This is a genomic window from Roseovarius mucosus DSM 17069 (assembly GCF_000768555.3).
In the GTDB taxonomy this organism is placed as follows: domain Bacteria; phylum Pseudomonadota; class Alphaproteobacteria; order Rhodobacterales; family Rhodobacteraceae; genus Roseovarius; species Roseovarius mucosus.
This window is the reverse complement of sequence record NZ_KN293976.1, coordinates 204,143-225,336: the sequence shown is the minus strand read 5'-3', so window position 1 is coordinate 225,336 and position 21,194 is coordinate 204,143. Positions and strand designations below refer to the sequence as shown.

The window sequence follows — 21,194 nt, the reverse complement described above, 5'->3', positions numbered from 1 at the left end:
GCCCGCCATCGGGCGGGCTTTCCCTGACAAGCGCGTGTTACTCAGACAAAGAACTGCGCGCCATTGGCCGAAATGGTCGAGCCGTTGATAAAGCTGGCATCCTCGGACACAAGGAACGTCACGCAGCGTGCGATTTCCTCAGGCTCGCCCAGACGGCCTGCCGGAATCATGCCGATGATCTTTTCCCGCACGGCTTCGGGCACGGCCATGACCATTTCCGTGGCGATATAGCCGGGGCAGATGGCATTGGCGGTGATGCCCTTGGCCGCACCCTCTTGGGCCAGCGACTTGATGATGCCCAGATCGCCCGCCTTGGTCGCCGCATAGTTGACCTGACCGAACTGGCCCTTTTGCCCGTTGATCGAGGAAATCACCACGATCCGGCCAAAGCCACGGTCGCGCATGCCCGACCAGACCGGGTGCACGGTGTTGAACACGCCTGTCAGGTTGGTGTCGATTACCTCTTTCCACTGCTGCGGCGTCATCTTGTGGAACGGCGCATCGCGGGTGATGCCGGCATTGGCGATCACGATGTCGATCGGGCCCAGTTCCGCCTCAACCTGCGCGATGCCATCCTTGGAGCTGTCATAATCCGCCACGTTCCACTTATAGGTCTTGATGCCGGTTTCCTCGGTGAATTTGGCGGCGGCCTCATCATTGCCCGCATAGGTCGCGGCGACGGTATAGCCCTCCTCCTTGAGCGCCTTGGAAATGGCGGCGCCGATTCCACGAGAGCCCCCGGTGACGAGTGCGGTTCTTGCCATGATATCCTCCAATATGGCTGGTGCGTTGAAACTTGGTTATCGGTTTGAGTTGAATTGCGCAATATTGTTGCGCGATAAATTTTCTGCGATGCGGCTATTTTCGGCGCGGCATGAAAAAGGGCACCGTGCGGGGTGCCCTTGATCCTTTCTCAGACCGCGCCCGCGCGGTTCACGGACGCTCGACGCAGAGGGCAACGCCCATGCCGCCGCCGATGCAGAGCGTGGCCAGACCCTTCTTGGCCCCGCGCCGCTTCATCTCAAAGAGCAGCGTGTTCAGCACGCGACAGCCCGAGGCGCCAATCGGGTGGCCAATCGCAATCGCGCCGCCGTTCACGTTGACGATGGCCGGATCCCAGCCCATTTCCTTGTTGACCGCACAGGCCTGCGCGGCAAAGGCCTCGTTCGCTTCTACCAGATCAAGATCGGCCACGCTCCAACCGGCCTTGGCCAGCGCTTTGCGGCTGGCATGGATCGGACCCACGCCCATGATCGACGGATCAAGCCCGGCGGTGGCATAGGATGCAATCCGCGCCAGCGGTTCGATTCCACGGCGCTCGGCCTCATCGGCACTCATCAAAAGGGTTGCCGCCGCACCGTCATTCAGACCGCTCGCATTGGCGGCCGTGACCGACCCATCCTTGGTAAAGGCAGGGCGCAGCTTTTGCATGGCGTCGATCGTGGCGCCTTGGCGGATGTATTCATCCTTGTCGACGATGATTTCGCCCTTTCGCGTCTTGACGGCAAAGGCGATCACCTCGTCGTCAAACTTGCCCGCCTTCTGCGCGGCTTCAGCCTTGTTTTGGCTGGCCACGGCGAATTCGTCCTGCATGTCACGGGTGATCTGCCACTGGTCAGCCACGTTTTCCGCGGTCTGACCCATGTGATAGCCGTTGAACGCATCCCACAGACCGTCGCGAATCATCGTGTCGATATAGGTCATGTCGCCCATCTTGTGACCGGCGCGCAGATAGGCGGCATGGGGGCTCAGCGTCATGTTTTCCTGACCACCGGCGCAAACGATGGCGGCATCGCCCAGCTGGATATGCTGTGCGCCCAGCGCCACGGCCCGCAGACCCGAGCCACAGACCTGATTGATGCTCCAGGCTGCGGATTCAATTGGCAAACCGGCATTGATATGCGCCTGGCGCGCCGGGTTCTGGCCCTGCGCGGCGGTCAGCACCTGACCGAGAATCGTCTCAGAGACTTCGCTCTTTTCAATACCCGCGCGGGCAACCACTGCCTCAAGCACGGCTGCGCCCAGATCATGCGCCGGCGTATTTGCGAACGCGCCGCCAAAGGAACCCACAGCGGTGCGCGCTGCGGATGCGATTACTACATTGGTCATCTATGTCCTCCACCAGGATTTGCCGGACGGGAGTGTGGCATAGGAATGTCACATTAACGTGGCCATTCCTCTGTCACCTCCGCCGTTACGCGGCGTCATATCTTAGATGCCGCACTGCGGCAACGGACGGAGTGTCACATTCAAGCGGTGGCGCGGTCAAGGGCGCTGTCAATCCAGGGGGGCCGCACCGTGGGCGCGCCAAAGTAGTAGCCTTGCAAACAATCAATCCCCAGCGCCGCGAGATAGGCGGCATCCTCCGGTTTTTCGACGCTTTCGGCCACTGTCACCATATCGAATTGCTGCCCGATGCTGGCCAGGGCGGCGGTCAGCACCTGATTGTCGGGGTCCGTTGCGATGCCGCGCACGAATTGCCCGTCGATCTTGAGAATGTCGAAATAGAACTCCTTGAGAAACCGGAAAGAGGTGTAACCCGCCCCGAAATCATCGAGTGCAAAGCTTATTCCCTTGGCCTGCAACTCTTTCATGAACCCGGTCACAAGCTCGGGCACCAGCATGGCCGAGTTTTCCGTGATCTCCAGAATCAGCCGCTCGCCGATGGTGGGGTCGTCGCTGAGCCCTTTCTTCAACGTGCGCATCCACCGTGAATATCCGATAGAGCGCGCCGACATGTTGATCGCCAACCGCAGGTCCGGATAGTTGACCAGCGTGCGCAGCCCCTTTTCCAGCGCCAGACAATCAATGATCCGCCCGGTTTCCGTTACCTCGATCTGGGTGATGAAATCCTTGGCGGGGATCACCCGGCCCGTGGCATCGAGCACACGAATCAACCCCTCGTAAAACGCAGGCCGATCTTGCTGCCGCGCGGGCACCACCGCCTGATAGGCCAAGAGCACCTGTTTGTGCTTCACCGCCTGATTGACCATGTCGATCACGGAACGGTCCCGTGCTGACACGGCATAGGACAGCGGGGTATCGAACCCCGCCGGAATATCGGCCCATTTGTGTTTCTGTCCCATTTGCCCCTCCGGAACGTCTGTTCTCAAACTGGCGCAGATGGCTTAAGGATCGCTTAAGGCGCGCATTTGAATGGACGCGCGTATCTGCCGTTTCAGAGGGGGAAAACGATGGAGCGTTGTGGCTGGGTCAGTGACGATCCGCTTTACCTGTCCTATCACGATACCGAATGGGGCGTGCCCGAATATGATAGCCGCGCGCTTTGGGAAAAGCTCATTCTCGACGGCTTTCAGGCGGGGCTGAGCTGGATCACCATCCTGCGCAAGCGCGAGAATTTTCGCACGGCTTTCCATGGGTTTGACCCGCATGTCATCGCCACATGGGGCGAGGATGAGGTGACGCGCCTCTTGGCCGATCCGGGCATCATCCGCCACCGGGGCAAGATCGCGGCGACCATCGGCAATGCCCGCGCCTGGGCCGAGATCGAAGCTAACGAAGGCTTTGACCGCTACCTCTGGGATCATGTCGGCGGTCAGCCCATTCAGAACCGGTGGCGCAGCTTGGCAGAGGTTCCTGCGCAGACCGATATTTCTGTAAAACTTTCAAAGGATTTGCAGAAACGCGGCTTCAAGTTCTGTGGCCCGACGATCACCTATGCCTTCATGCAGGCGGTGGGCATGGTCAACGATCACCTCGTCACCTGCCCCTGTCATGCGCCGGTGGCGCAGGCCGCCCACGACACCCGCTTCGGTGCCACGGCCAGGGAATAGCCGGATGCTGGTTGTCGCAGGGCTGATCATCGCCTTCGTGCTGGTGCTGATCCTGTCCAACCGGCGCACGCGGTCGTGCCGCTGGCGCGCGGACCGGCGGCAGGACCGCGACGGGCAATCCTATTACCGCTGCATGGCCTGCGGTGCGCAGGTCTTTACATCCACCGGCAAACCGCCTTTGGATTGCGCGGTAAATCCCCGCGACGTTCCAGAGGACTGAGATGAGCCATAGCCCCGCCGATGCCGCCGCCCGCCGCGCCGTGCCGCCCGTGATCTGCTATCCCAATGACACGTTGCCCGTGCCCGATCTGGCGCTCTACGCCGCCGCCCGCGCCGGGGGGACTAAGGTGTCAGAGGTGCTGGTCCCTCCGCGCGAGGCGGCCTGCTTTCGCGCCGAGGCGGGGCAGTTCTTTCGCATCACCAGCGTGGATGGCCCGCAAGTGGGCGACCTCAACCTCTGGAACGCGCATGACCTCACAGAGCGGTTCTATTCCGGCAAGACCCGCGCGCTCCACGGCACCCATGTGACCGCCGGTGAACGGCTCTGGTCGTCCTTTCCGCACCTGCGCCCGATGGCCACGATCACCGGGGATAGTCTGGGCTGGTATGGCATCGACGAGTTTGGCGGCTCGGTGCATGACGTGATCGGCACCCGCTGCGATCCCTATACCGGTAACCTCCTGTCGGGGGTGCAGTATCACCACTGCTGCCATTCCAACCTGACCCGCGCCCTGGCGGATGAATTGGGCGTGTCCTTGGCCGAGGCGGAACCGCATGTCCACGACGTGCTCAACGTCTTCATGTGCACCGGATTCACCCGCGACACGGGGCAATATTTCATGAAGGCCAGCCCCGTGCGCCCCGGCGACTATCTGGAGTTCTTTGCCGAGATCGACATTCTGGGATGTCTCAGCGCCTGTCCCGGTGGTGATTGCTCGTCCGAGCATACCAGCGACACGGCGGCCTGTTACCCGATGCTGGTCGAGGTGTTCGCCCCCGCACCCGGCGCGCTCTCCGGTTGGCAGAGCCCCGCGCGCAATGGCTATGACGGCAGCCACGGGCGGTAAAAGGAAAGGGCAGGGGGTTAGCCCTGCCCGCACCTTATCTCAAACCCGGCCCTTCCACGGCACCAGCCAGTTCTCGGCCTTGCGCATCAGGATGTCGATGCCATAGCCGATGATCCCGATCAGGATGATCCCCATCAGCACAATATCGGTCAGCTGAAAGCGGCTGGCGACCATGATCATCATGCCTGCGCCCTTTTCCGCCGCCACCAGTTCGGCGGCCACCACCGTGCCCCAACAGACCCCCATCGCGACGCGCGCGCCGGTGAAAATCTCGGGCAGCGAGTTGGGCACGATCACATGCCGCATGAGTTGCCATTTGCTTGCGCCCAGCGAATAGGCGGCATGGACCTTGGAAATCGCCACGCCGGATACACCCGCCCGCGCCGAAATCGTCATGATCCAGAGCGCGGCCAGAAAGAGCAGGATGATCTTGCCGCTCTCGCCGATCCCGGCCCAGATAATCACCAGCGGAATCAGCGCCAGAGGCGGCACCGGGCGCATGAATTCGACGATCGGATCGAACCACCCGCGGAACCAGTCACTCAACCCCATGGCATAGCCCAGCGGTATCCCCACCAGCGCGCCCAGGGCAAAACCCACGATCACCCGGAACAGCGACCAATAGAGATGCTCCAAAAGGGTGAAGTTCTGATAGCCCTGCTTCGACACTTCGATAAGACGCGACACCACCGCCTCGGGCGCCGGCAGCCATATGGGCTCCATCTGCATCCCCTTGGCGGGGGCGAAATTCAGCGATCCCTTGGCGGTCACGGCCACGGTGCCATCGGCCACCGCAACGGTCTGCCCTGCGCTCACTGGCTTGCCGTCAATCGCGATCACCTTGGCCCCCTGATCGCGCGTCACCTCGTCATTCTTGTCCATGAGCAAGAGCTGCGACCGCCACGCGCCCACCGTCAGCACGTCATTCTTGGCAATCCCCTCACCCGGCTCGATCACCGGCTCTTCAACCGTCTCGCCGACGGTAAAGACCCGCACTGTCACTGTCGCATCGTCGCGCGTGCCGTCCGGGCCCTCCAGCGTATAGGTGAATTCGGTATCGCCGATGAATGGCCCCGGCGCATGGATGGGCACCCATTTGCTGCCGGTAAAGGCCCCCCAGATCAAAAAGATCGTGACCACCGAAATCACGCTCGCCCAGCGATCCGGGCGCACCGCGCTCTCATCCCCGAAGGTCACCGTCTTGAGCGAGGTGAAATCGTTCATCTGCCGGAATTTGCGCACGCCAAGGCGCACGACGAAAAACGACGCCGCAAAAATCGCCACGTAAATGATCAGAATGATCATGCGCCCGCCTCCTCTGCCCGGCCCATGATCTCTTCTTCCATGTCCCAGATCATCGTCAGGATTTCCTCTCGCTTGGCGGCGAAATCAGGCACTTTCTTGACCTCGCGCAGATCACGGCCCGCCCCCAATTCTGCAAAGGGCAGGCGGTATTCCTTGTGCACCCGCCCCGGTCGCGGGGCCATCACCAAGAGCCGCTCGCCCAAGAGCAGCGCCTCTTCGACCGAATGGGTGATCAGAATGATGGTCTTGCCGGTCTCTTTCCAGAGCTTCAGCACCAAACCTTGCATCTTTTCGCGCGTCAGCGCATCGAGCGCGCCCAAGGGCTCGTCCATCAGGATCACATCGGGATCATTCGCAAGGCACCGCGCCAGCGCCACGCGCTGCTGCATGCCCCCCGACAACTCATAAACCGCCTTTTCCTTGAAATCGCGCAGGCCAACGACCTCAAGCAAATGATCGACCGTGCCCGCCCATTCCTTTTCCCGCTTGCCTGCCATGCGGGGGCCGAAGCTTACGTTGTCGCGCACGCTCATCCATTCAAACAGCGCGCCTTGCTGAAACACCATGCCGCGCTCGGCATCTGGGCCCGTCACCCGATGCCCGTTCAGCGTGATCTGCCCCTCGGTCGGGGCCAGAAACCCGGCAAGGATGTTCAGAAGCGTGGTCTTGCCACAGCCTGACGGCCCCAGCACGCTCATCAACTCGCCGGTCTTGATCTCAAGCGAAACATTCTTGAGCGCCTGCACATGGCTGCCATTCGGCAGATCGAACCGCATCGAGATGTTATCAATCGAAAGTGTCGACATCCCCACCCCCTGTTTTTCTCTGGGATTGTTGGGCAGAGGCCCGCCCGTTCATGCGGGGCGGGCCTCGTTTCAGTCCGTCAGCCGGGCTTACATGCCGTTGGCGGCGGCCAGCGGTCCGGTGTTGACGTTGTTCTCATAGGTGGCCAGCGCCGAATCGATGCTGCCTGCCTCGACAAAGACCTCGGCCACGCCCTTCATGAATTCCTGCGCGCCGCCGCCCAGCCATTTGGCGGTCAACTGCTCTTCGACAGTGGGAAATACGAAGGTGTCGATCGTTGCTGCCGTGGCCTCGACATCCATGCCGCTATCCTTGGCGATGACCGGCAGCATCGTGTCGCGATTGGCCGGATCGGCCCACATCGCATTGGCATCTGCGGTCACTTTCAGGAACTTGGCGACCAGATCGGGATTTTCCGCGACAAAGGCCGCCGGGCCGGATGTCACGTCAAACACCAGAATCCCCAGCTCTTCCTTTTCGGCACCGGTCAACAGCACGTTGCCATGCTCCTTGGCCCGGCGCAGCGATCCGCCCCAGCCGCAGAACATGTCAACAGCGCCCTGCGCGATGGCGGCAGCCCCCTCTGGCGGGGCCATGTTGACCACGTCCATGGTGGAAATATCCACGCCGAAATGGTTCATCTGCTTGAGGAACCCGTAATGCGCGGCGGTGCCCAGCGGCACGGCAACCTTCTTGCCGGCCAGTTCGGCGGCGTTGGTCTTGTCGATTTCCAGCGCCGAGGCGACGACACAGTTGTCGTTGTCGGCATAGCTCACGGCCACGTCGAGGGTCTGCAAATCCTGCCCGGCGCTGGTGGCCACCACGAAGGGCGGAACACCCTGGCTGACCGACAGATGCACATCGCCCGATGCCATCGCAGCACTCATCGCGGTGCCGGTGTCAAACGCACGCCAGTTGACCTTGACGCCCATTTCCTTGTCATAAGTGCCCATTTCCTTGGCATACTGGAACGGCATCGGCCATTCGAGGAAATAGGCCACGGTGATCTCTTCTGCGCTTGCCGCCCCGGCTCCGGCCAAGAACGCCGCGCCAGCCACCGCCGACATCAGTTTGCTTTTCATGCTCATCTTGTCTTCTCCCGTTGGTTACAGTCGTTTTTCTGTTTCACCCCGCACGTTTCGGCGGGTTTCTCCTGCGTCCGGGCCGATTGGATCACACGCACCCCGGAACAGGCGACAGCCCAGAGTGAACCCGATCCACAGGCCCCGATCAACGCAATTATAACAGAGCTAAGATCATTTCAGTATTTCCGAAAAGAGGTTTTCGGATAGCCTGAAACAGAAGCGGCGCTCGTCCCTGTTGATGAAAAACTGAAATAGACCAGAGAGTTACTCGCAAACTCGCACAGCGGCGGGCTATTCTGGACCTATTTAATGCTATGCTCTGGCCCTAACGATCTGCCCGGATTCTCGGCTGATATGCGGGCAGGACAACCCGTGATATACATAGACGGCCCGCGCCCCGCGCCGGGCCTCAACCTGATGGAGCATCGCCATGGACGGCAAACTTCGCGACAACGACATCTCCCATGTGGTCGAGGCCGACCGCGCGCATGTCTGGCATCACCTGATTCAACACGCGCCCTGGAGCGGCACCGACCCCAAGGCCGATCCCCGCATCATCGTCGAGGGGCGTGGCATGCGTGTCTGGGACCAAAAGGGCAAGGAACATCTCGACGGTGTCTCCGGCGGCGTCTGGACCGTCAACGTGGGCTATGGCCGCGAACGCATCGCCAACGCGGTGCGCGACCAGCTCATCAAACTGCCCTATTTCGCAGGCTCCGCGGGCTCGATCCCCGGCGCGCTTTTCTCTGAAAAGCTGATCTCGAAAATGCCGGGAATGAGCCGGGTCTACTACACCAACTCCGGTTCCGAGGCGAATGAGAAGGCCTTTAAAATGGTCCGCCAGATCGCGCACAAGCGTTATGGCGGCAAAAAGCATAAAATCCTCTACCGCGACCGCGATTACCACGGCACCACGATTGCCTGTCTCTCTGCGGGTGGGCAGGATCAGCGCAACGCGCAATATGGTCCCTATACCCCCGGTTTCGTGCGTGTGCCGCATTGCCTTGAATACCGCGCGCAATGGGATCTCGAGGGCGAGGAATATGGCATCGCCGCCGCCAATGCCATCGAAGAGGTGATCTTGGCCGAAGGGCCCGACACCATCGGCGCGCTCTGCCTTGAACCCGTCACTGCCGGTGGTGGCGTCATCACCCCGCCCGAGGGCTACTGGCCCCGCGTGCAAGAGATTTGCCGCAAATACGACATCCTCCTGCATATCGACGAGGTTGTCTGCGGCATCGGGCGCACCGGCACCTGGTTCGGCTATCAGCATTACGGGGTCGAGCCCGATTTCGTGACCATGGCCAAGGGCGTGGCCTCTGGCTATGCCGCCATCGCCTGCTGTGTCACCAACGAGCGCGTGTTCGACATGTTCAAGGACGACACCACCGATCCGATGAACTATTTCCGCGACATCTCGACCTTTGGCGGCTGCACCGCCGGTCCCGCTGCGGCGCTGGAAAACATGGCGATCATCGAGGAAGAGGATCTCCTGGGCAATACCGTGGCGATGGGCGACTACATGCTCGACCAGCTTCGCGCGCTCAAGGACAAGCACGCCGTCATCGGCGATGTGCGCGGCAAGGGTCTGTTTCTCGGGGCCGAACTGGTTGCCGACCGCGCCACCAAGGAACCGATGGATGAAAAGCGGGTTCAGGCCGTTGTGGCCGACTGCATGGCGCAGGGCGTCATCATCGGGGCCACAAATCGCTCGATCCCCGGCTTCAACAACACGCTGTGCTATTCGCCCGCGCTGATTGCGACCAAGGACGACATCAACCACCTGATTTCCGCCACGGATGCGGCATTGACCCGCGTCTTCGGCTGATCTGGTCGCGATTTCCCCACCTGACCCGGCGCGCACCCGCGTGCCGGGTTTTTTGTTGCGTCCCGTTCCAACCCTCTACATCCTGCCCCACAGGCGCGACTCACCCCGAGGCGCCGGTTGACCAGATAAGGACCCCCCAATGAAACGCCTCCTCGCCCCGCTCCTGATCCTCGCCGCCAGCCCCGCAGCGGCGCATCTGCCCGAGGGCGAATATGGCTCTTTCCTGGCCGGGGTGACGCATCCGCTTTTCGGCCTCGATCATGTGCTTGCGATGATCGCCGTCGGCCTCTGGGCGGCGCAGATCGGCGGCCGCGCGCTCTGGACGGTGCCCAGCGCCTTTGTTCTGGCGATGATCCTCGGGTTTCTCGGGGCCCTGATCGGCCTGCCTCTGCCGATGGTCGAACCGATGATTCTCGCCTCGATCATGGCGCTTGGTCTTGTCGTGGCCCTTGCGCTGCGTCCCGCGCCGGGGCTGGCCATGACCCTTGTGGCACTCTTCGCGCTCTTTCACGGTCACGCCCATGGCGGAGAACTGGGTCAGGCGCAGGCGCTGCAATTCGGCGCGGGCTTTGCCATCGCCACGGCGCTTCTGCATGGGGCGGGATTGCTCATCGCCTTCACCGCTGCGCGTGAAACCCGTAATGCCCGCGCCCTGCCGCTCCGCCTGATGGGCGGGGCAACCGCGCTTGTCGGGGCCTATATCGCCTTCGCCTGAGCGCGCCGCTGGCGTCAGGTCACTTCTTCCTCAAGATGCAGCTTCATCTCGATCAAGACCTGCTGCAATTGCGTGGTCTCGCGCAATAGCCGCTTGGCCTCGTTCACGGTGATGCGCCCATCTGCGATGCTCTGCTGATACTCGGCCATGAGCATCGCAAAGCGCTGTGACAGCGCGATGACATCGCTGTTCACATTGGCCCGTTCCTGCGTATTGCGCCGCTCTGCGATCAGGCTCAGGCTCACACCGCACAACTCGGCCAGCGCGCTTGTGACATGCGGATAGCTTGCGGCGGCCTCTAGGGCGGCCACGGTATCCACCGGCATGAAGCGGTCTGCGTGCTCGTCATGGTCGGAATAATAGCGCCCCAGCGTCGCCTTGAACTTGCCGGTCAATTGGCAGGCCGCCTCGATTCCGACGTCCTTGACCAAGGCTTCGGTGTGCTTTTTCAGGTAACTTCCCGTCGTCGACATACGCATTCCCCAAATCGGCCGCCATTTCTGAGGCCACCCTTACCGGGATGTCCCATAGCGGCTTTGCCATGTTTTGTCAGTTTTAAAAATTGTCCCAAGGGCTTGGCCGCGGATTACCCGCGCTCCACCAGAACCGATCCCACCGAATAGCCCGCTCCGAAGGAACAGATCAAACCTTGATCGCCGGGCCGAAGGTCGTCGGAATACTTGGAAAAGGCGATGATCGACCCGGCAGAGGATGTGTTGGCATAATCCTGCAGGATATTCGGCTGCTCCTCCGGCTCCGGCACCCGGCCCAGCACCTTGCGCCCGATGAAATCGTTCATCGCCTTGTTGGCCTGATGCAGCCACAGCCGCCGCAATTCATCGGGCACCACGCCTTCGGCCTCCAGATGCGCCAGAATATGCGCCGAGACCATCGGCAACACCTCCTTGAACACCTTGCGCCCCTCCTGCACGAATTGCATGTCGCGCCGGTCCACCAGACCATCCGGGCGCGTGCGCCGCAGAAACCCGTTGTTGTTTCGGATATTGTTGGAAAACTGCGTGGCACAGCGCGTGGAGCGGATCACGAAATGCGGCCCCTTGGACTCTTCCCCCGCCTCGATCAGAATGGCGGTGCAGACATCGCCAAAGATGAAATGACAATCGCGGTCGCGCCATTCCAGATGCCCGGAACAGATTTCGGGGCTGACCACCAGCGCCCGCTTGGCCGATCCGCCCCGGATCATGTCGGCGGCGGCCTGAATCCCGAACGTGGCCGAGGAACAGGCGACATTCATGTCAAAGGCAAAGCCCCCCGCGCCCAAAAGCTGCTGTATCTCGATGGCAATGGCCGGATAGGGCCGCTCATGGTTCGACGCAGCGCAGATGATCAGATCGACCTCTGACGCCTCTCGCCCGGCCTGAGCAAGCGCTTGCGCGCAGGCATCCATCGCCATTTCCGCCATGATCCCCGGCTCGTCATCCCGGCGCTGCCGCAACAGCGGATGCATCACCTCGGGATTGAGTACGCCGGTCTTGTCCATGACATGCCGCCGCTCGATCCCCGAAGCACTCACGATGAACTCGGGCGAGGACATGCCTTTGGCTTCCACCTCTCCGGCTGCAATCTCTGACGCATGTCGCGCGTTGAACGCTTCGGCATAGGCGTTAAAGGCTACGACCAGTTCCTCATTGGTGATCACCTCGGACGGTGTGAAAACACCTGTTCCCGTGATTGCGGGCAAACCCATTCTCATTCTCCTCAAAGGTTCGATCAGATCACCTCAGTCCTGCCGCGGGGTCAAGCCCGACGTCGCGCCATTTCAGCACGGGACTAGCGCCACAGAGGCACCAGCGTGGCATCCCACAGAGGCAACCGGCCTCTGGCAGGCCTCAGCTGTGCTGTCCTTGCGAAAGGTTGACAAGATCTAACGTGGACCCGCTACCCGAGAGGACAGAGTGCAGCTCAACGCAAAAACGCGCCTGAAAAGAACGGCCGCGCGCAGGCCACCAAAGCTATGAGGCGTCAGTCCGGTTGGCCCCCCGCAGCGTGCGAGGGGCCCTTTGTTCTGACCACTTCAACCAAAGAGAAAGTCACTCTCGTCCAGCGTCGCGGCCTCTACCCCGACCAGAAGAATGGTGTGGTTCTGATAGCTGAGTTCGGTCGCGGCAGAGCCGCCAAACGACGTCTCGGCGATGCCCAGACCATCAAAGCCCTCGGCAACCCCGCGCAAATCAAGCAGATCGCCCGCGCTGTCGAAATCCGAGATCACATCGACTTCTCCGGCGTTGAATCTGTTGAAGACAAAGACATCCATCCCGTCCCCGCCTTGCATCTCATCGTCGCCGTTTCCGCCGTTGATCGTGTCATTGCCGTCACCACCGCTGAGCATGTCGCGGCCATTGCCACCGGCAACAAAATCGTCGCCCGCGCCGCCATCCAGCATGTCGTCACCGACACCACCACCCATTTGATCGTTACCAGCGCCGCCAGTCATGACGTCCTGTCCGGCACCGCCGCCCATCAGGTCGTCGCCGTCATCACCGGTCATGCTGTCGGCACCCTGGCTGCCGCCCATCCTGTCGTTCCCGGCCCCGCCCGTGAGAACGTCGTCGCCGCCGCCGCCATTGACCAGATCGTTGCCATCGCCGCCCTCTACGGTGTCATCCCCAAGACCGGCCCCAAGCACGTCATCGCCCGCATCGCCGGACAGCCGGTCATTGCCCAGCCCTCCACCGATCCGGTCATCGCCATCGCCGCCCGTGGCCACGTCGTCACCATCCCCGGACGAGATGACATCATCGCCGCCATTGCCAGCGAGCACGTCATCACCGGCACCACCCACGAGGCTGTCCGCCCCGCCGCCGCCGCCAATGTCATCGTTGCCCGCGTCACCGCCAAGGAAATCGTTGCCGCCTGCGCCGCGCAGGATGTCATTGCCATCGCCACCAAAGGCCAGGTCCCCCTGCACCCCGGTCGATATATTGCTCAGACCATCATCGCCATCCGACCAGCTTCCGGTGTGGATCTCGTCATTGCCAGCCCCACCAAAGATCGTGTCGGACCCATCGGCTGTTGCATCGAACATTCCCCCCGTGGCGGTCGAAACGCGGCTGTCGTCATCACCGGTGATGATGTCATCACCCGCGCCGCCTTCGATCAGGTCATCGCCCGCCCCACCGGCATAGCCATTGTCATATTCCGACAGAGGAAGCGCGCCAGACGCGCCAAAGCTGGCGGCATTGAACCTGTCGTCCTCGTCCCCCGCACCTGCGCGCAGCGTATCGTTGCCCGTTCCACCATCTATCACATCCGCACCGGCATTGCCAAAGAGCACGTCATCGCCCGCGCCGCCCGTAATGCTATCCGCACCGCCGCCGCCGCCGACATCGTCATTGCCCGCGTCGCCGCTCAGAATATCGTCGCCACCGGCACCGCGCAGAATGTCATCGCCGTCGCCGCCATGCGCCTCGTCAGAGGCGGTGCCGGTTTGGGTATTGCCAAACCCGTCATCACTGTCGGCCCAGGATCCGGTATGGATTTCATCATTTCCGGCCCCGCCAAAAATGGTGTCCGCACCATCCGCATCCGGGTTGAAGGTTTGCCCGCTGACGGCAGAGACCCGGCTCTCATCGTCCCCGGTGATGATGTCGTCCCCGGCCCCTCCCATGATCAGGTCGTCACCGGCACCCCCGGCATAGCCATTGTCATATTCTGCCCGGGGCAATGCCCCCGAGGCCCCGGCATCAGCGCCATTCGGGATATTGGCATCATTGCCTGCCAGAATCACGTCGTCCCCTTGGCCGCCATCAATATCGTCACTGCCACCGTTGCCGGTCAGGGTGTCCTTGCCGCCAAGACCGATGAGCACGTCATCGCCCGCCCCACCGTCAAGACTGTCGTCGCCTTCCGTGCCCGTCGCGGTCTCGCCCGCATCACCCAGCGTCAGGGCGACGCCGCCCATGGCCCGTTGATCATCCAGACGGGACAGCGCTTCGTCCAATGTGATCTGCTCGATTTCGCCTGCCGCCGCAGGCAGAATTGGCACAAACCCATCCTGAGAGCCGTTGACCTCCCCCGTCGTTCCGGCCCCAATGCCATTCGGCACGGCCACGCCATGCAGAACGATTTCCCGCAGGGTGAGCGGCAGAATATCGGCACCCACATAATCATTCATGGTGACGGGGCTGAAAAAGTTGGACGCATCATTCAAATCGAACGCCCGAATATAGGTAAAGGAGCCATCGGCATTGGTCATCGGCGTGGCGCTCTCACCGCTCAGGGTCAAAAGCACGTCGCCATATTGGCCCACACCTTCCAGCACTTCCACCAGCCCATCGCGGTCCGCATCGCTGTTGATATCCGGCGTTTGCGAATTCACAGGATTGTCGTCTACGTCAAACAGACCATGAATATGCTGCGGTACAGGTTGGTTGGGTTCCATACCTTCCACGGTGATGGACACGTTGAGATATTGTTCGCCGGTGATTTCAGGCGCGCCAATCGCGAGGATCGCCGTACCACTGACGCCCGAGCCGTTGAGCGCAATGAAATCAACCGTATAGGTGGATTCCGCACCCCGCAGAAAGGTTTCGAAAGAGGAATAGTTAGTCGCTAGATGTGCCATGGTTTGACCTCCCGTTTGCAAGCATCACGGAACAGTCACGCAAGACATCGGCACAAAGTTTCAGGCGCGGGGTAAAAACTTTGCGGTCAGAGCGCCCGCGGTCGATCAAGGCGCGGGCCTCACTCCTCGCTGCCCACCTGACCGCGCAATGCCTTCACCTCTCCGCGCTGCTTCTTGGCGGCAAGGCGGCGTTTCTTTGACCCCAGCGTCGGCTTGGTCGCCACCCGCCGCTTGGGCGCGACCGAGGCTTGGCGGATCAACTCCGCCAAACGATCCCGCACGATTTCCCGGTTGCGGGTCTGGCTTCGGGTCTCGTCGCATTGCAGCACGACCGCCCCTTCCTTGGTCCAGCGCCGCCCGGCCAACCGCCGCAACCGCGTCTTGACCGGCGCGGGCAGATTGGGTGACCGCTCGGCCTCGAACCGTAATTCGACGGCGCTCGACACCTTGTTGACATTCTGCCCTCCCGGCCCCGAGGCGCGGATGAACTGCTCGGTCAATTCCCAGTCTTCGATGGCGATTTGATCGGTGATGTGCAGCATGGTTCCCGTTCCGTCAGTCCGCATCCGGCAGGCGCTGCAAACCCGTGCCTCGACCTTACAGAATCGAGGGTGATTTTGTAAGGTCTGTAAGGTTGGTTGCCGCCCGTTCCAGCGCCGGATACCGCAGCCCGAGCGTGACACCCCGCGCCACGAAACTGATCAAGAGCGCCAGCCATAGGCCGTGATTGCCCATCGAAGGGGCCAGCAGCAGCGCCGCGACGACATAGACCAAGAGGCTCAGCGCCATCATGTTGCGCATGTCGCGGGTGCGCGTCGCGCCAATGAATACGCCGTCCAGCATATAGGCTGCCAGCCCAAGAATGGGTGCAAGTGCCATGTATATCAGATAGTTACGAGCCTCTTGCTGAACCTCTGGAGCCTTGGCCATAAGATCAATCAACACCCCGCCAAAGGTGGCAAAGGCAATGGCCAAGGCGACACAGACCACGACGCCCCACATACTTGTCAACAGCGCCCCTCGCCGTAGGTGCGCGACAGAGCGCGCGCCAAACGCCTGCCCCACCAGCGCCTCGGCGGCAAAGGCAAACCCATCCAGCGCATGCGCGGTGATGCTCAGGAACTGCAACAGCACCTGATTTGCCGCCAGCGTGACATCGCCAAAATCGCTGCCCCAGAACAGGAAAGAGATGAAAATAATCTGCAACATCAATGACCTAAGAAAGATGTCGCCATTGACCGAGGCCATGTTTTTCAGCCGCTCCCGGTCAAATACCCTTGGCCAGTCGCACCATGCAGGCACGGCAAAGGCATCGCGGCAAAACCAAAAGCCCAGCACCAGACCGCCCCATTCGGCAATCACCGTCGCCCGCGCCACGCCCGCGACACCCCAGTCGAGCCCCAGGACAAACCACAGATCCAAAAGGATATTTATGCCATTCATCACCAGTTGCAGCAGTAGAACCGCCCGTGTGCGTTCCTGTGCGATCAGCCACCCGGTCATGCCAAAGAGCGCGATCATCGCCGGGGCGCTCCAGACCCGGATTGCCATGTATTCTCGGGCGAGGGTTTCCACCTCTTCGCTGGCCGGGGAAATCTGAAAAGCGGCCCAAAAAACAGGGACTTGCAAGGCGATAAAGGCCAGCCCCCCGGCAAAGCCGATCATCAACGCCCGCGTCAAGAGCGCCGCGACCTCGCCCGTCTGCCCGGCCCCCTGCGCTTGGCTCGTCAGTCCCGTGGTGCCCATCCGGAGGAATCCGAAAATCCAATAAATTCCGGTGATTATGACGGCGCCAATGCCAACCGCGCCAATCGGTGCCGCTGCCCCCAACTGTCCGACCACGCCCGTATCCACCGCGCCGAGGATCGGCACCGTGGCGTTGGAAATCACGATGGGCAGGGCAATTTTAAGGACACGGGCATGCGTGACCGCCCGCGCGACCTCAGCCATCGCGACGCGGCATCAGGAAATGCCCGGTCGCTTGGGCAAAGGGACGGCTGCGATTGTCCTGCCAAGCCTCGACATGCACCGAGGCATAGCGGCGGCCAGAGCGGTTGACCTGTGCGCGCGCATAGGCATCACGCGGCAGGCCGGAACGCAAGTAATCCACTGTAAAATCAATGGTTTTCGGCAATCGTGGCAGCTTGCCTCCGACAATCGCCTCGGGGTCGAACGCGCCGCTTTCGATCTCTTCCCAGAGCATCCCCCAGCTCAGGCCGATGATCGCGGTGATTTCGAGAAACGCCGCCGTCGCCCCGCCATGCAGCGCGGGCAAGAGCGGGTTGCCGATCAACTTTTCCTCAAAGGGCATCAGGGCGGTCAACTCATCCCCCCGCCGATCGAACTGCACCCCGAGAAAGCCGATATAGGGCACCCCTTCGACCAAGGCCTTCAGCGCCGCATCGCGCCGCTGCTTGACCACCTGCACAGGTTCAGGACGGGTGCGGGCCATCATTTGCCCTCCACGGTAAAGGTGCCTGTCGCCGTCGCCACCGGGCGCGCCTCATCTTCATCCATCGCTCTTGCCCGGACAAAGGCCACGGATCGCGTTATGTGGTAACAGTCCGCATGGGCGCGGATGCGCTGCCCCGGTGTTGCCGGGCGCATATAGTCGATACGCAGATCAATCGTGGCGGTGCCGCCGGGCGAGGCCGGATGGCTCATGGCCGCCGCCCCGCAACACGTATCCATCAGGGCCGAAACCGCCCCGCCGTGAATCACCCCGGTTTCGGGGTCGCCGACAAAGCGTGGATCGTAATCCATCGCGATCTCGGCCTGACCATCCCCCATAGAGACCAGCCGCATGCCAAGGGCGCGGGCATGGGGCAGGGCCTGCATGAACTGCTGTGCGATCTTGGTCTTGGCGTCGGTCATGCTGTTCCCCGCGGATCGTGATGCGCCCTTTATGATCCCTAATCTGCCCAAGCTGCAAGAGCACCGGTTGCAAGGGCCGCGTCTTGGTCCTAACGTCTGCACAACGGGAGGGCTGACCATGTCGGATAAGAAACTGTCCTTCAAGGAAATGTGTGCGACCTATGATGTGACGCCGCGCACCCTGCGATATTATGAATATATCGAACTTCTGGAGCCTGAGCGCGATGGCCGCGCGCGATGGTACGGCCCGCGCGAATGTGCTCGCATGACGCTGATCTTGCGCGGCCGCAAGTTCGGTTTTGCGCTGGAAGAGATCCGGCAATGGCTTCTCATCTACGAGAAAGAGGGCACGAATGCGCAGATGCGCAGTTGGATAGACCTGGCCGACCGGCAGTTGGCGGAACTGGCCGAACAGCGCCGTCAAATCGACGAAGCAATGGCCGAACTCAAGAAACTGCGCGACGATACCGCCGCGAGTCTCGGGTAAAGGGCTGACGCAAGGGCAAGAATATTTCCCCTGCACCCTGTTTACCTTGCCTTATCTTACGTCAACTTAAAAGTGACGCGACGTAGTGGTTACGTAAAGCCATCCGGCTGTTGTAACCATGGCCCATGATCCGCAGATTGTCGGCAAATGCGCTGTGACATGGGTAAACCGATGACCGACGATATGATGACCATTCGCCAGATGTGCGAGGCGTTCGATGTGACGCCCCGCACCCTGCGCTTCTATGAGGCCAAGGAACTGCTCTCGCCCCGCCGGGTCGGGCAGAAGCGGCTCTTTACCCGGCGTGACCGGGCCCGGCTGAAACTGATCCAGCGCGGCAAGCGTTTTGGTTTCAGCCTCGAGGACCTGCGCCAATTGCTCGATCTCTATGACAAGGGGGATCAGCAGCACAGCCAGATTGCCCGCGCCTACGATGTTGCGCGCACGCGTCTGGCCGAGATGGAGAAACAGCGCGACGAGCTGGAGGCCGCAATCTCTGAGCTGCGCGAACAGATGACATGGGGCGAGCGTATGCTGGCCTCGCTCAAGACCAGCCAAAAAGCCGCCGAGTAATCCGGTCCGGCACCTGTTTTAGGGAGAGAGACATATGCCAAGCTACACCGCCCCCACCCGTGACATGCAATTCGTGCTGCACGAGGTTTTGAGCGTGTCCGAACAGAGCACGCCCGGCTATGCCGAGCTTGAGCCCGACTTTACCAAGGCCGTTCTGGAAGAAGCGGGCAAGATTGCCTCGGAGGTTCTGATGCCGCTCAATGCCGTGGGTGATACCGAGGGCTGCGTGTTGGAAAACGGTGTGGTGCGTACGCCGAAGGGCTTTAAAGAGGCCTTTGAGCAGATGAAAGACGGCGGTTGGACAGCACTCGATCTGCCCGAGGAATTCGGCGGGCAATATATGCCCTATATCCTCGGCACTGCCGTGGGCGAGATGTTTTCGGCCGCCAATCAGGCCTTTACCATGTATCAGGGTCTGACCCATGGCGCGGCCTCGGCGATCCTCGTGCATGGCACCGACGATCAAAAGGCCACCTATCTGCCGAAAATGGCCAATTGCGAGTGGACCGGCACCATGAATCTGACCGAGCCGCATTGCGGCACCGATCTGGGCCTCATGCGCACCAAGGCCGAACCGCAGGGCGATGGCAGCTACAAGATCACCGGGCAGAAGATATTTATCTCGTCGGGCGAGCATGACATGGCCGACAACATCATCCACCTCGTGCTGGCCAAGATCCCCGGTGGCCCCGAGGGGATCAAGGGTGTGTCGCTCTTCATCGTGCCGAAATTCATCGTCAAAGAGGATGGCAGCCTCGGCGACCGCAATGGCGTTAGCTGCGGCAAGATCGAGGAAAAGATGGGGATTCACGGCAATTCCACCTGTGTGATGAACTATGACGGGGCAACCGGCTGGCTCTTGGGTGAAGAGCACAAAGGCATGCGCGCCATGTTCACCATGATGAACGAGGCGCGGATCGGCGTCGGCATGCAGGGTCTGGCGCAGGCCGAGGTCGCCTATCAAAACGCATTGGCCTATGCCAAGGACCGGCTTCAGGGTCGTGCGGTGACCGGCACGGAAAACCCCAACGGCCCCGCCGATCCGTTGATCGTGCATCCCGACATCCGGCGGTCGCTGATGGATCAAAAGAGCTTTATCGAGGGTGCGCGCGCCTTCATGCTCTGGGGTGCGGAACTCATTGACCGTTCGCATCGAGGTGATGATGCCGCTGCCGAAGGTCTGATTTCGCTGATGACGCCGGTGATCAAGGGCTTTCTCACCGACGAAGGTTACGACATGACCGTGCTGGCGCAGCAGATTTACGGCGGCCACGGCTATATCGAGGAATGGGGCATGTCGCAATTCACCCGCGATGCCCGCATCGCCATGATCTACGAAGGGGCCAACGGCGTTCAGGCGCTCGATCTTGTGGGCCGCAAGCTGGCGCAGGATGGTGGCAAGCATGTCATGGCCTTCTTCGAATTGGTCAAGTCGTTCCTCAAGGACAACGAGGGCAACGAGGCGCTGAAGGCCGATTTTCTCGATCCACTCAAGGCAGCCTCCAAGGATCTGCAAGCCTCGGCCATGTTCTTCATGCAGAACGGGATGAAGAACCCCAATGCGGCGCTCGCGGGCTCCTATGACTTCATGCACCTCTTTGGTCATGTCTGCCTTGGTCTGATGTGGGCGCGGATGGCGAAGGCGGCCCACGCGGCGCTCGATGCTGGCACCTCGGATGAGGCTTTCTACAAGACCAAGCTGGCGACGGGACGCTTCTACATGAAGCGCCGCCTGCCCGCGACGGCCCTGCATCTGGCACGTATCCAGAGCGGCGCCGATACGGTCATGGCACTCGAGGCCGAAGCGTTCTGAGGAGAGACTGCTAGCGAGGAGGGACAGATGCCGAAACGCTTTCGCCTCACGCGCCGCTTCAATGCGGCGATGACCGAGGATGGCTACCGCCGCCTGCGCCGGTTTGCGCAGGACTCGGGGCTGGATGAGGGCGAGGCGCTGTCCTTTCTCTTCGAGAATTTCGACAGCGTGATCAATGAAGAAACCTTTGCGCACCGTCTCAGGCTCTTCAATTCCGAACTTGAGGCACGCAAACGTTAAGGCGGCAAAGGGAAGGGAGGCCCG

General features: G+C 61.4%; 22 protein-coding genes. 9 read left to right on the top strand and 13 right to left on the bottom strand.

The window, feature by feature from the left end; genetic code table 11:
* Nucleotides 1-41: 41 nt before the first annotated feature.
* The 3 genes from phbB to ROSMUC_RS04985 form a co-directional block, all read right to left on the bottom strand.
* Entirely contained in the window at nt 42-764 is a 723-nt protein-coding gene (gene phbB / locus ROSMUC_RS04995) for an acetoacetyl-CoA reductase (RefSeq protein ID WP_037270259.1), read from the bottom strand.
* A 169-nt stretch (nt 765-933) separates the two neighbouring features.
* Nucleotides 934-2,109, bottom strand: coding sequence for an acetyl-CoA C-acetyltransferase (locus ROSMUC_RS04990; protein ID WP_037270257.1), 1,176 nt, complete (start codon nt 2,107-2,109; stop codon nt 934-936).
* A 140-nt stretch (nt 2,110-2,249) separates the two neighbouring features.
* Nucleotides 2,250-3,086 (bottom strand): EAL domain-containing protein, encoded by an 837-nt coding sequence (locus ROSMUC_RS04985; RefSeq protein WP_037270255.1) that lies wholly within the window; start codon nt 3,084-3,086, stop codon nt 2,250-2,252.
* 108 nt (nt 3,087-3,194) lie between these two features.
* Between ROSMUC_RS04985 and ROSMUC_RS04980 the strand changes: the two genes are divergently transcribed.
* Genes ROSMUC_RS04980 through ROSMUC_RS04970 form a run of 3 tightly spaced genes read left to right on the top strand, consistent with a single transcriptional unit; the run spans nt 3,195 to nt 4,861 of the window.
* Nucleotides 3,195-3,794: a DNA-3-methyladenine glycosylase I gene (locus tag ROSMUC_RS04980; RefSeq protein ID WP_037270253.1), complete on the top strand. Its 600-nt coding sequence runs from the start codon at nt 3,195-3,197 to the stop codon at nt 3,792-3,794.
* Nucleotides 3,795-3,798: 4 nt separating this feature from the next.
* Nucleotides 3,799-4,014, top strand: coding sequence for a hypothetical protein (locus ROSMUC_RS04975; protein ID WP_037270251.1), 216 nt, complete (start codon nt 3,799-3,801; stop codon nt 4,012-4,014).
* Between the two features lies 1 nt (nt 4,015).
* Nucleotides 4,016-4,861 (top strand): urea carboxylase-associated family protein, encoded by an 846-nt coding sequence (locus tag ROSMUC_RS04970; protein ID WP_037270249.1) that lies wholly within the window; start codon nt 4,016-4,018, stop codon nt 4,859-4,861.
* Between the two features lie 39 nt (nt 4,862-4,900).
* On the opposite strand, the gene ROSMUC_RS04965 is transcribed toward ROSMUC_RS04970, so the two are convergent.
* The 3 genes from ROSMUC_RS04965 to ROSMUC_RS04955 all read right to left on the bottom strand — a co-directional run bounded on the left by ROSMUC_RS04965 (nt 4,901) and on the right by ROSMUC_RS04955 (nt 8,058).
* Nucleotides 4,901-6,166, bottom strand: a complete 1,266-nt coding sequence (locus ROSMUC_RS04965; RefSeq protein WP_037270246.1) for an ABC transporter permease — start codon at nt 6,164-6,166, stop codon at nt 4,901-4,903.
* Entirely contained in the window at nt 6,163-6,972 is an 810-nt protein-coding gene (locus ROSMUC_RS04960; protein ID WP_037270244.1) for a taurine ABC transporter ATP-binding protein, read from the bottom strand. The genes ROSMUC_RS04965 and ROSMUC_RS04960 overlap by 4 nt, the downstream gene beginning before the upstream one ends.
* An 87-nt stretch (nt 6,973-7,059) precedes the next feature.
* On the bottom strand, nt 7,060-8,058 hold the full coding sequence (locus ROSMUC_RS04955; protein ID WP_037270243.1) for a taurine ABC transporter substrate-binding protein: 999 nt from the start codon (nt 8,056-8,058) through the stop codon (nt 7,060-7,062).
* A 427-nt stretch (nt 8,059-8,485) separates the two neighbouring features.
* Between ROSMUC_RS04955 and ROSMUC_RS04950 the strand changes: the two genes are divergently transcribed.
* On the top strand, nt 8,486-9,883 hold the full coding sequence (locus tag ROSMUC_RS04950) for an aminotransferase family protein (RefSeq protein ID WP_037270241.1): 1,398 nt from the start codon (nt 8,486-8,488) through the stop codon (nt 9,881-9,883).
* A gap of 139 nt (nt 9,884-10,022) precedes the next feature.
* Nucleotides 10,023-10,598, top strand: coding sequence for a HupE/UreJ family protein (locus ROSMUC_RS04945; RefSeq protein ID WP_037270240.1), 576 nt, complete (start codon nt 10,023-10,025; stop codon nt 10,596-10,598).
* A 14-nt stretch (nt 10,599-10,612) separates the two neighbouring features.
* Here ROSMUC_RS04945 and ROSMUC_RS04940 read toward each other — a convergent pair whose 3' ends face one another.
* From ROSMUC_RS04940 to ROSMUC_RS04910, 7 genes are all read right to left on the bottom strand, one after another.
* A complete protein-coding gene (locus ROSMUC_RS04940) occupies nt 10,613-11,071 on the bottom strand; it encodes a hypothetical protein (RefSeq protein WP_037270237.1) in 459 nt (152 codons plus the stop codon).
* A gap of 113 nt (nt 11,072-11,184) precedes the next feature.
* Complete coding sequence (locus tag ROSMUC_RS04935; protein ID WP_037270235.1) at nt 11,185-12,306, bottom strand: beta-ketoacyl-ACP synthase III; 1,122 nt, start codon at nt 12,304-12,306, stop codon at nt 11,185-11,187.
* Between the two features lie 327 nt (nt 12,307-12,633).
* Nucleotides 12,634-15,183, bottom strand: a complete 2,550-nt coding sequence (locus ROSMUC_RS04930) for a calcium-binding protein (protein WP_245875112.1) — start codon at nt 15,181-15,183, stop codon at nt 12,634-12,636.
* A 119-nt stretch (nt 15,184-15,302) separates the two neighbouring features.
* The gene (gene arfB / locus ROSMUC_RS04925; RefSeq protein ID WP_037270231.1) at nt 15,303-15,725 is read right to left on the bottom strand and encodes an alternative ribosome rescue aminoacyl-tRNA hydrolase ArfB; all 423 of its coding nucleotides are present in this window, start codon (nt 15,723-15,725) and stop codon (nt 15,303-15,305) included.
* Nucleotides 15,726-15,780: 55 nt separating this feature from the next.
* Nucleotides 15,781-17,133 carry an MATE family efflux transporter gene (locus ROSMUC_RS04920; RefSeq protein ID WP_037270229.1) on the bottom strand — a complete coding sequence of 451 codons (1,353 nt, stop codon included), beginning with the start codon at nt 17,131-17,133 and terminating at the stop codon, nt 15,781-15,783.
* Nucleotides 17,126-17,635 (bottom strand): PaaI family thioesterase, encoded by a 510-nt coding sequence (locus ROSMUC_RS04915; protein WP_037270442.1) that lies wholly within the window; start codon nt 17,633-17,635, stop codon nt 17,126-17,128. The genes ROSMUC_RS04920 and ROSMUC_RS04915 overlap by 8 nt, the downstream gene beginning before the upstream one ends.
* The gene (locus ROSMUC_RS04910; RefSeq protein WP_037270227.1) at nt 17,635-18,057 is read right to left on the bottom strand and encodes a PaaI family thioesterase; all 423 of its coding nucleotides are present in this window, start codon (nt 18,055-18,057) and stop codon (nt 17,635-17,637) included. The genes ROSMUC_RS04915 and ROSMUC_RS04910 overlap by 1 nt, the downstream gene beginning before the upstream one ends.
* 118 nt (nt 18,058-18,175) lie before the next feature.
* On the opposite strand from ROSMUC_RS04910, the gene ROSMUC_RS04905 reads away from it, so the two are divergent.
* The 4 genes from ROSMUC_RS04905 to ROSMUC_RS04890 all read left to right on the top strand — a co-directional run bounded on the left by ROSMUC_RS04905 (nt 18,176) and on the right by ROSMUC_RS04890 (nt 21,170).
* Complete coding sequence (locus ROSMUC_RS04905) at nt 18,176-18,544, top strand: MerR family transcriptional regulator (protein WP_037270440.1); 369 nt, start codon at nt 18,176-18,178, stop codon at nt 18,542-18,544.
* Between the two features lie 171 nt (nt 18,545-18,715).
* Nucleotides 18,716-19,117 carry a MerR family transcriptional regulator gene (locus tag ROSMUC_RS04900; RefSeq protein WP_037270225.1) on the top strand — a complete coding sequence of 134 codons (402 nt, stop codon included), beginning with the start codon at nt 18,716-18,718 and terminating at the stop codon, nt 19,115-19,117.
* A 34-nt stretch (nt 19,118-19,151) separates the two neighbouring features.
* Nucleotides 19,152-20,930: an acyl-CoA dehydrogenase C-terminal domain-containing protein gene (locus ROSMUC_RS04895; RefSeq protein ID WP_037270223.1), complete on the top strand. Its 1,779-nt coding sequence runs from the start codon at nt 19,152-19,154 to the stop codon at nt 20,928-20,930.
* 27 nt (nt 20,931-20,957) lie between these two features.
* Entirely contained in the window at nt 20,958-21,170 is a 213-nt protein-coding gene (locus tag ROSMUC_RS04890; RefSeq protein ID WP_037270221.1) for a hypothetical protein, read from the top strand.
* The last annotated feature ends 24 nt before the right edge of the window (nt 21,171-21,194 follow it).

What these genes read in the sequence shown, in the direction of transcription:
- phbB (WP_037270259.1), bottom strand. Translation starts at nt 764, where the DNA reads ATGGCAAGAACCGCACTCGTCACCGGGGGCTCTCGTGGAATCGGCGCC.
- ROSMUC_RS04990 (WP_037270257.1), bottom strand. Translation starts at nt 2,109, where the DNA reads ATGACCAATGTAGTAATCGCATCCGCAGCGCGCACCGCTGTGGGTTCC.
- ROSMUC_RS04985 (WP_037270255.1), bottom strand. Translation starts at nt 3,086, where the DNA reads ATGGGACAGAAACACAAATGGGCCGATATTCCGGCGGGGTTCGATACC.
- ROSMUC_RS04980 (WP_037270253.1), top strand. Translation starts at nt 3,195, where the DNA reads ATGGAGCGTTGTGGCTGGGTCAGTGACGATCCGCTTTACCTGTCCTAT.
- ROSMUC_RS04975 (WP_037270251.1), top strand. Translation starts at nt 3,799, where the DNA reads ATGCTGGTTGTCGCAGGGCTGATCATCGCCTTCGTGCTGGTGCTGATC.
- ROSMUC_RS04970 (WP_037270249.1), top strand. Translation starts at nt 4,016, where the DNA reads ATGAGCCATAGCCCCGCCGATGCCGCCGCCCGCCGCGCCGTGCCGCCC.
- ROSMUC_RS04965 (WP_037270246.1), bottom strand. Translation starts at nt 6,166, where the DNA reads ATGATCATTCTGATCATTTACGTGGCGATTTTTGCGGCGTCGTTTTTC.
- ROSMUC_RS04960 (WP_037270244.1), bottom strand. Translation starts at nt 6,972, where the DNA reads ATGTCGACACTTTCGATTGATAACATCTCGATGCGGTTCGATCTGCCG.
- ROSMUC_RS04955 (WP_037270243.1), bottom strand. Translation starts at nt 8,058, where the DNA reads ATGAGCATGAAAAGCAAACTGATGTCGGCGGTGGCTGGCGCGGCGTTC.
- ROSMUC_RS04950 (WP_037270241.1), top strand. Translation starts at nt 8,486, where the DNA reads ATGGACGGCAAACTTCGCGACAACGACATCTCCCATGTGGTCGAGGCC.
- ROSMUC_RS04945 (WP_037270240.1), top strand. Translation starts at nt 10,023, where the DNA reads ATGAAACGCCTCCTCGCCCCGCTCCTGATCCTCGCCGCCAGCCCCGCA.
- ROSMUC_RS04940 (WP_037270237.1), bottom strand. Translation starts at nt 11,071, where the DNA reads ATGTCGACGACGGGAAGTTACCTGAAAAAGCACACCGAAGCCTTGGTC.
- ROSMUC_RS04935 (WP_037270235.1), bottom strand. Translation starts at nt 12,306, where the DNA reads ATGGGTTTGCCCGCAATCACGGGAACAGGTGTTTTCACACCGTCCGAG.
- ROSMUC_RS04930 (WP_245875112.1), bottom strand. Translation starts at nt 15,183, where the DNA reads ATGGCACATCTAGCGACTAACTATTCCTCTTTCGAAACCTTTCTGCGG.
- arfB (WP_037270231.1), bottom strand. Translation starts at nt 15,725, where the DNA reads ATGCTGCACATCACCGATCAAATCGCCATCGAAGACTGGGAATTGACC.
- ROSMUC_RS04920 (WP_037270229.1), bottom strand. Translation starts at nt 17,133, where the DNA reads ATGGCTGAGGTCGCGCGGGCGGTCACGCATGCCCGTGTCCTTAAAATT.
- ROSMUC_RS04915 (WP_037270442.1), bottom strand. Translation starts at nt 17,635, where the DNA reads ATGGCCCGCACCCGTCCTGAACCTGTGCAGGTGGTCAAGCAGCGGCGC.
- ROSMUC_RS04910 (WP_037270227.1), bottom strand. Translation starts at nt 18,057, where the DNA reads ATGACCGACGCCAAGACCAAGATCGCACAGCAGTTCATGCAGGCCCTG.
- ROSMUC_RS04905 (WP_037270440.1), top strand. Translation starts at nt 18,176, where the DNA reads ATGTCGGATAAGAAACTGTCCTTCAAGGAAATGTGTGCGACCTATGAT.
- ROSMUC_RS04900 (WP_037270225.1), top strand. Translation starts at nt 18,716, where the DNA reads ATGACCGACGATATGATGACCATTCGCCAGATGTGCGAGGCGTTCGAT.
- ROSMUC_RS04895 (WP_037270223.1), top strand. Translation starts at nt 19,152, where the DNA reads ATGCCAAGCTACACCGCCCCCACCCGTGACATGCAATTCGTGCTGCAC.
- ROSMUC_RS04890 (WP_037270221.1), top strand. Translation starts at nt 20,958, where the DNA reads ATGCCGAAACGCTTTCGCCTCACGCGCCGCTTCAATGCGGCGATGACC.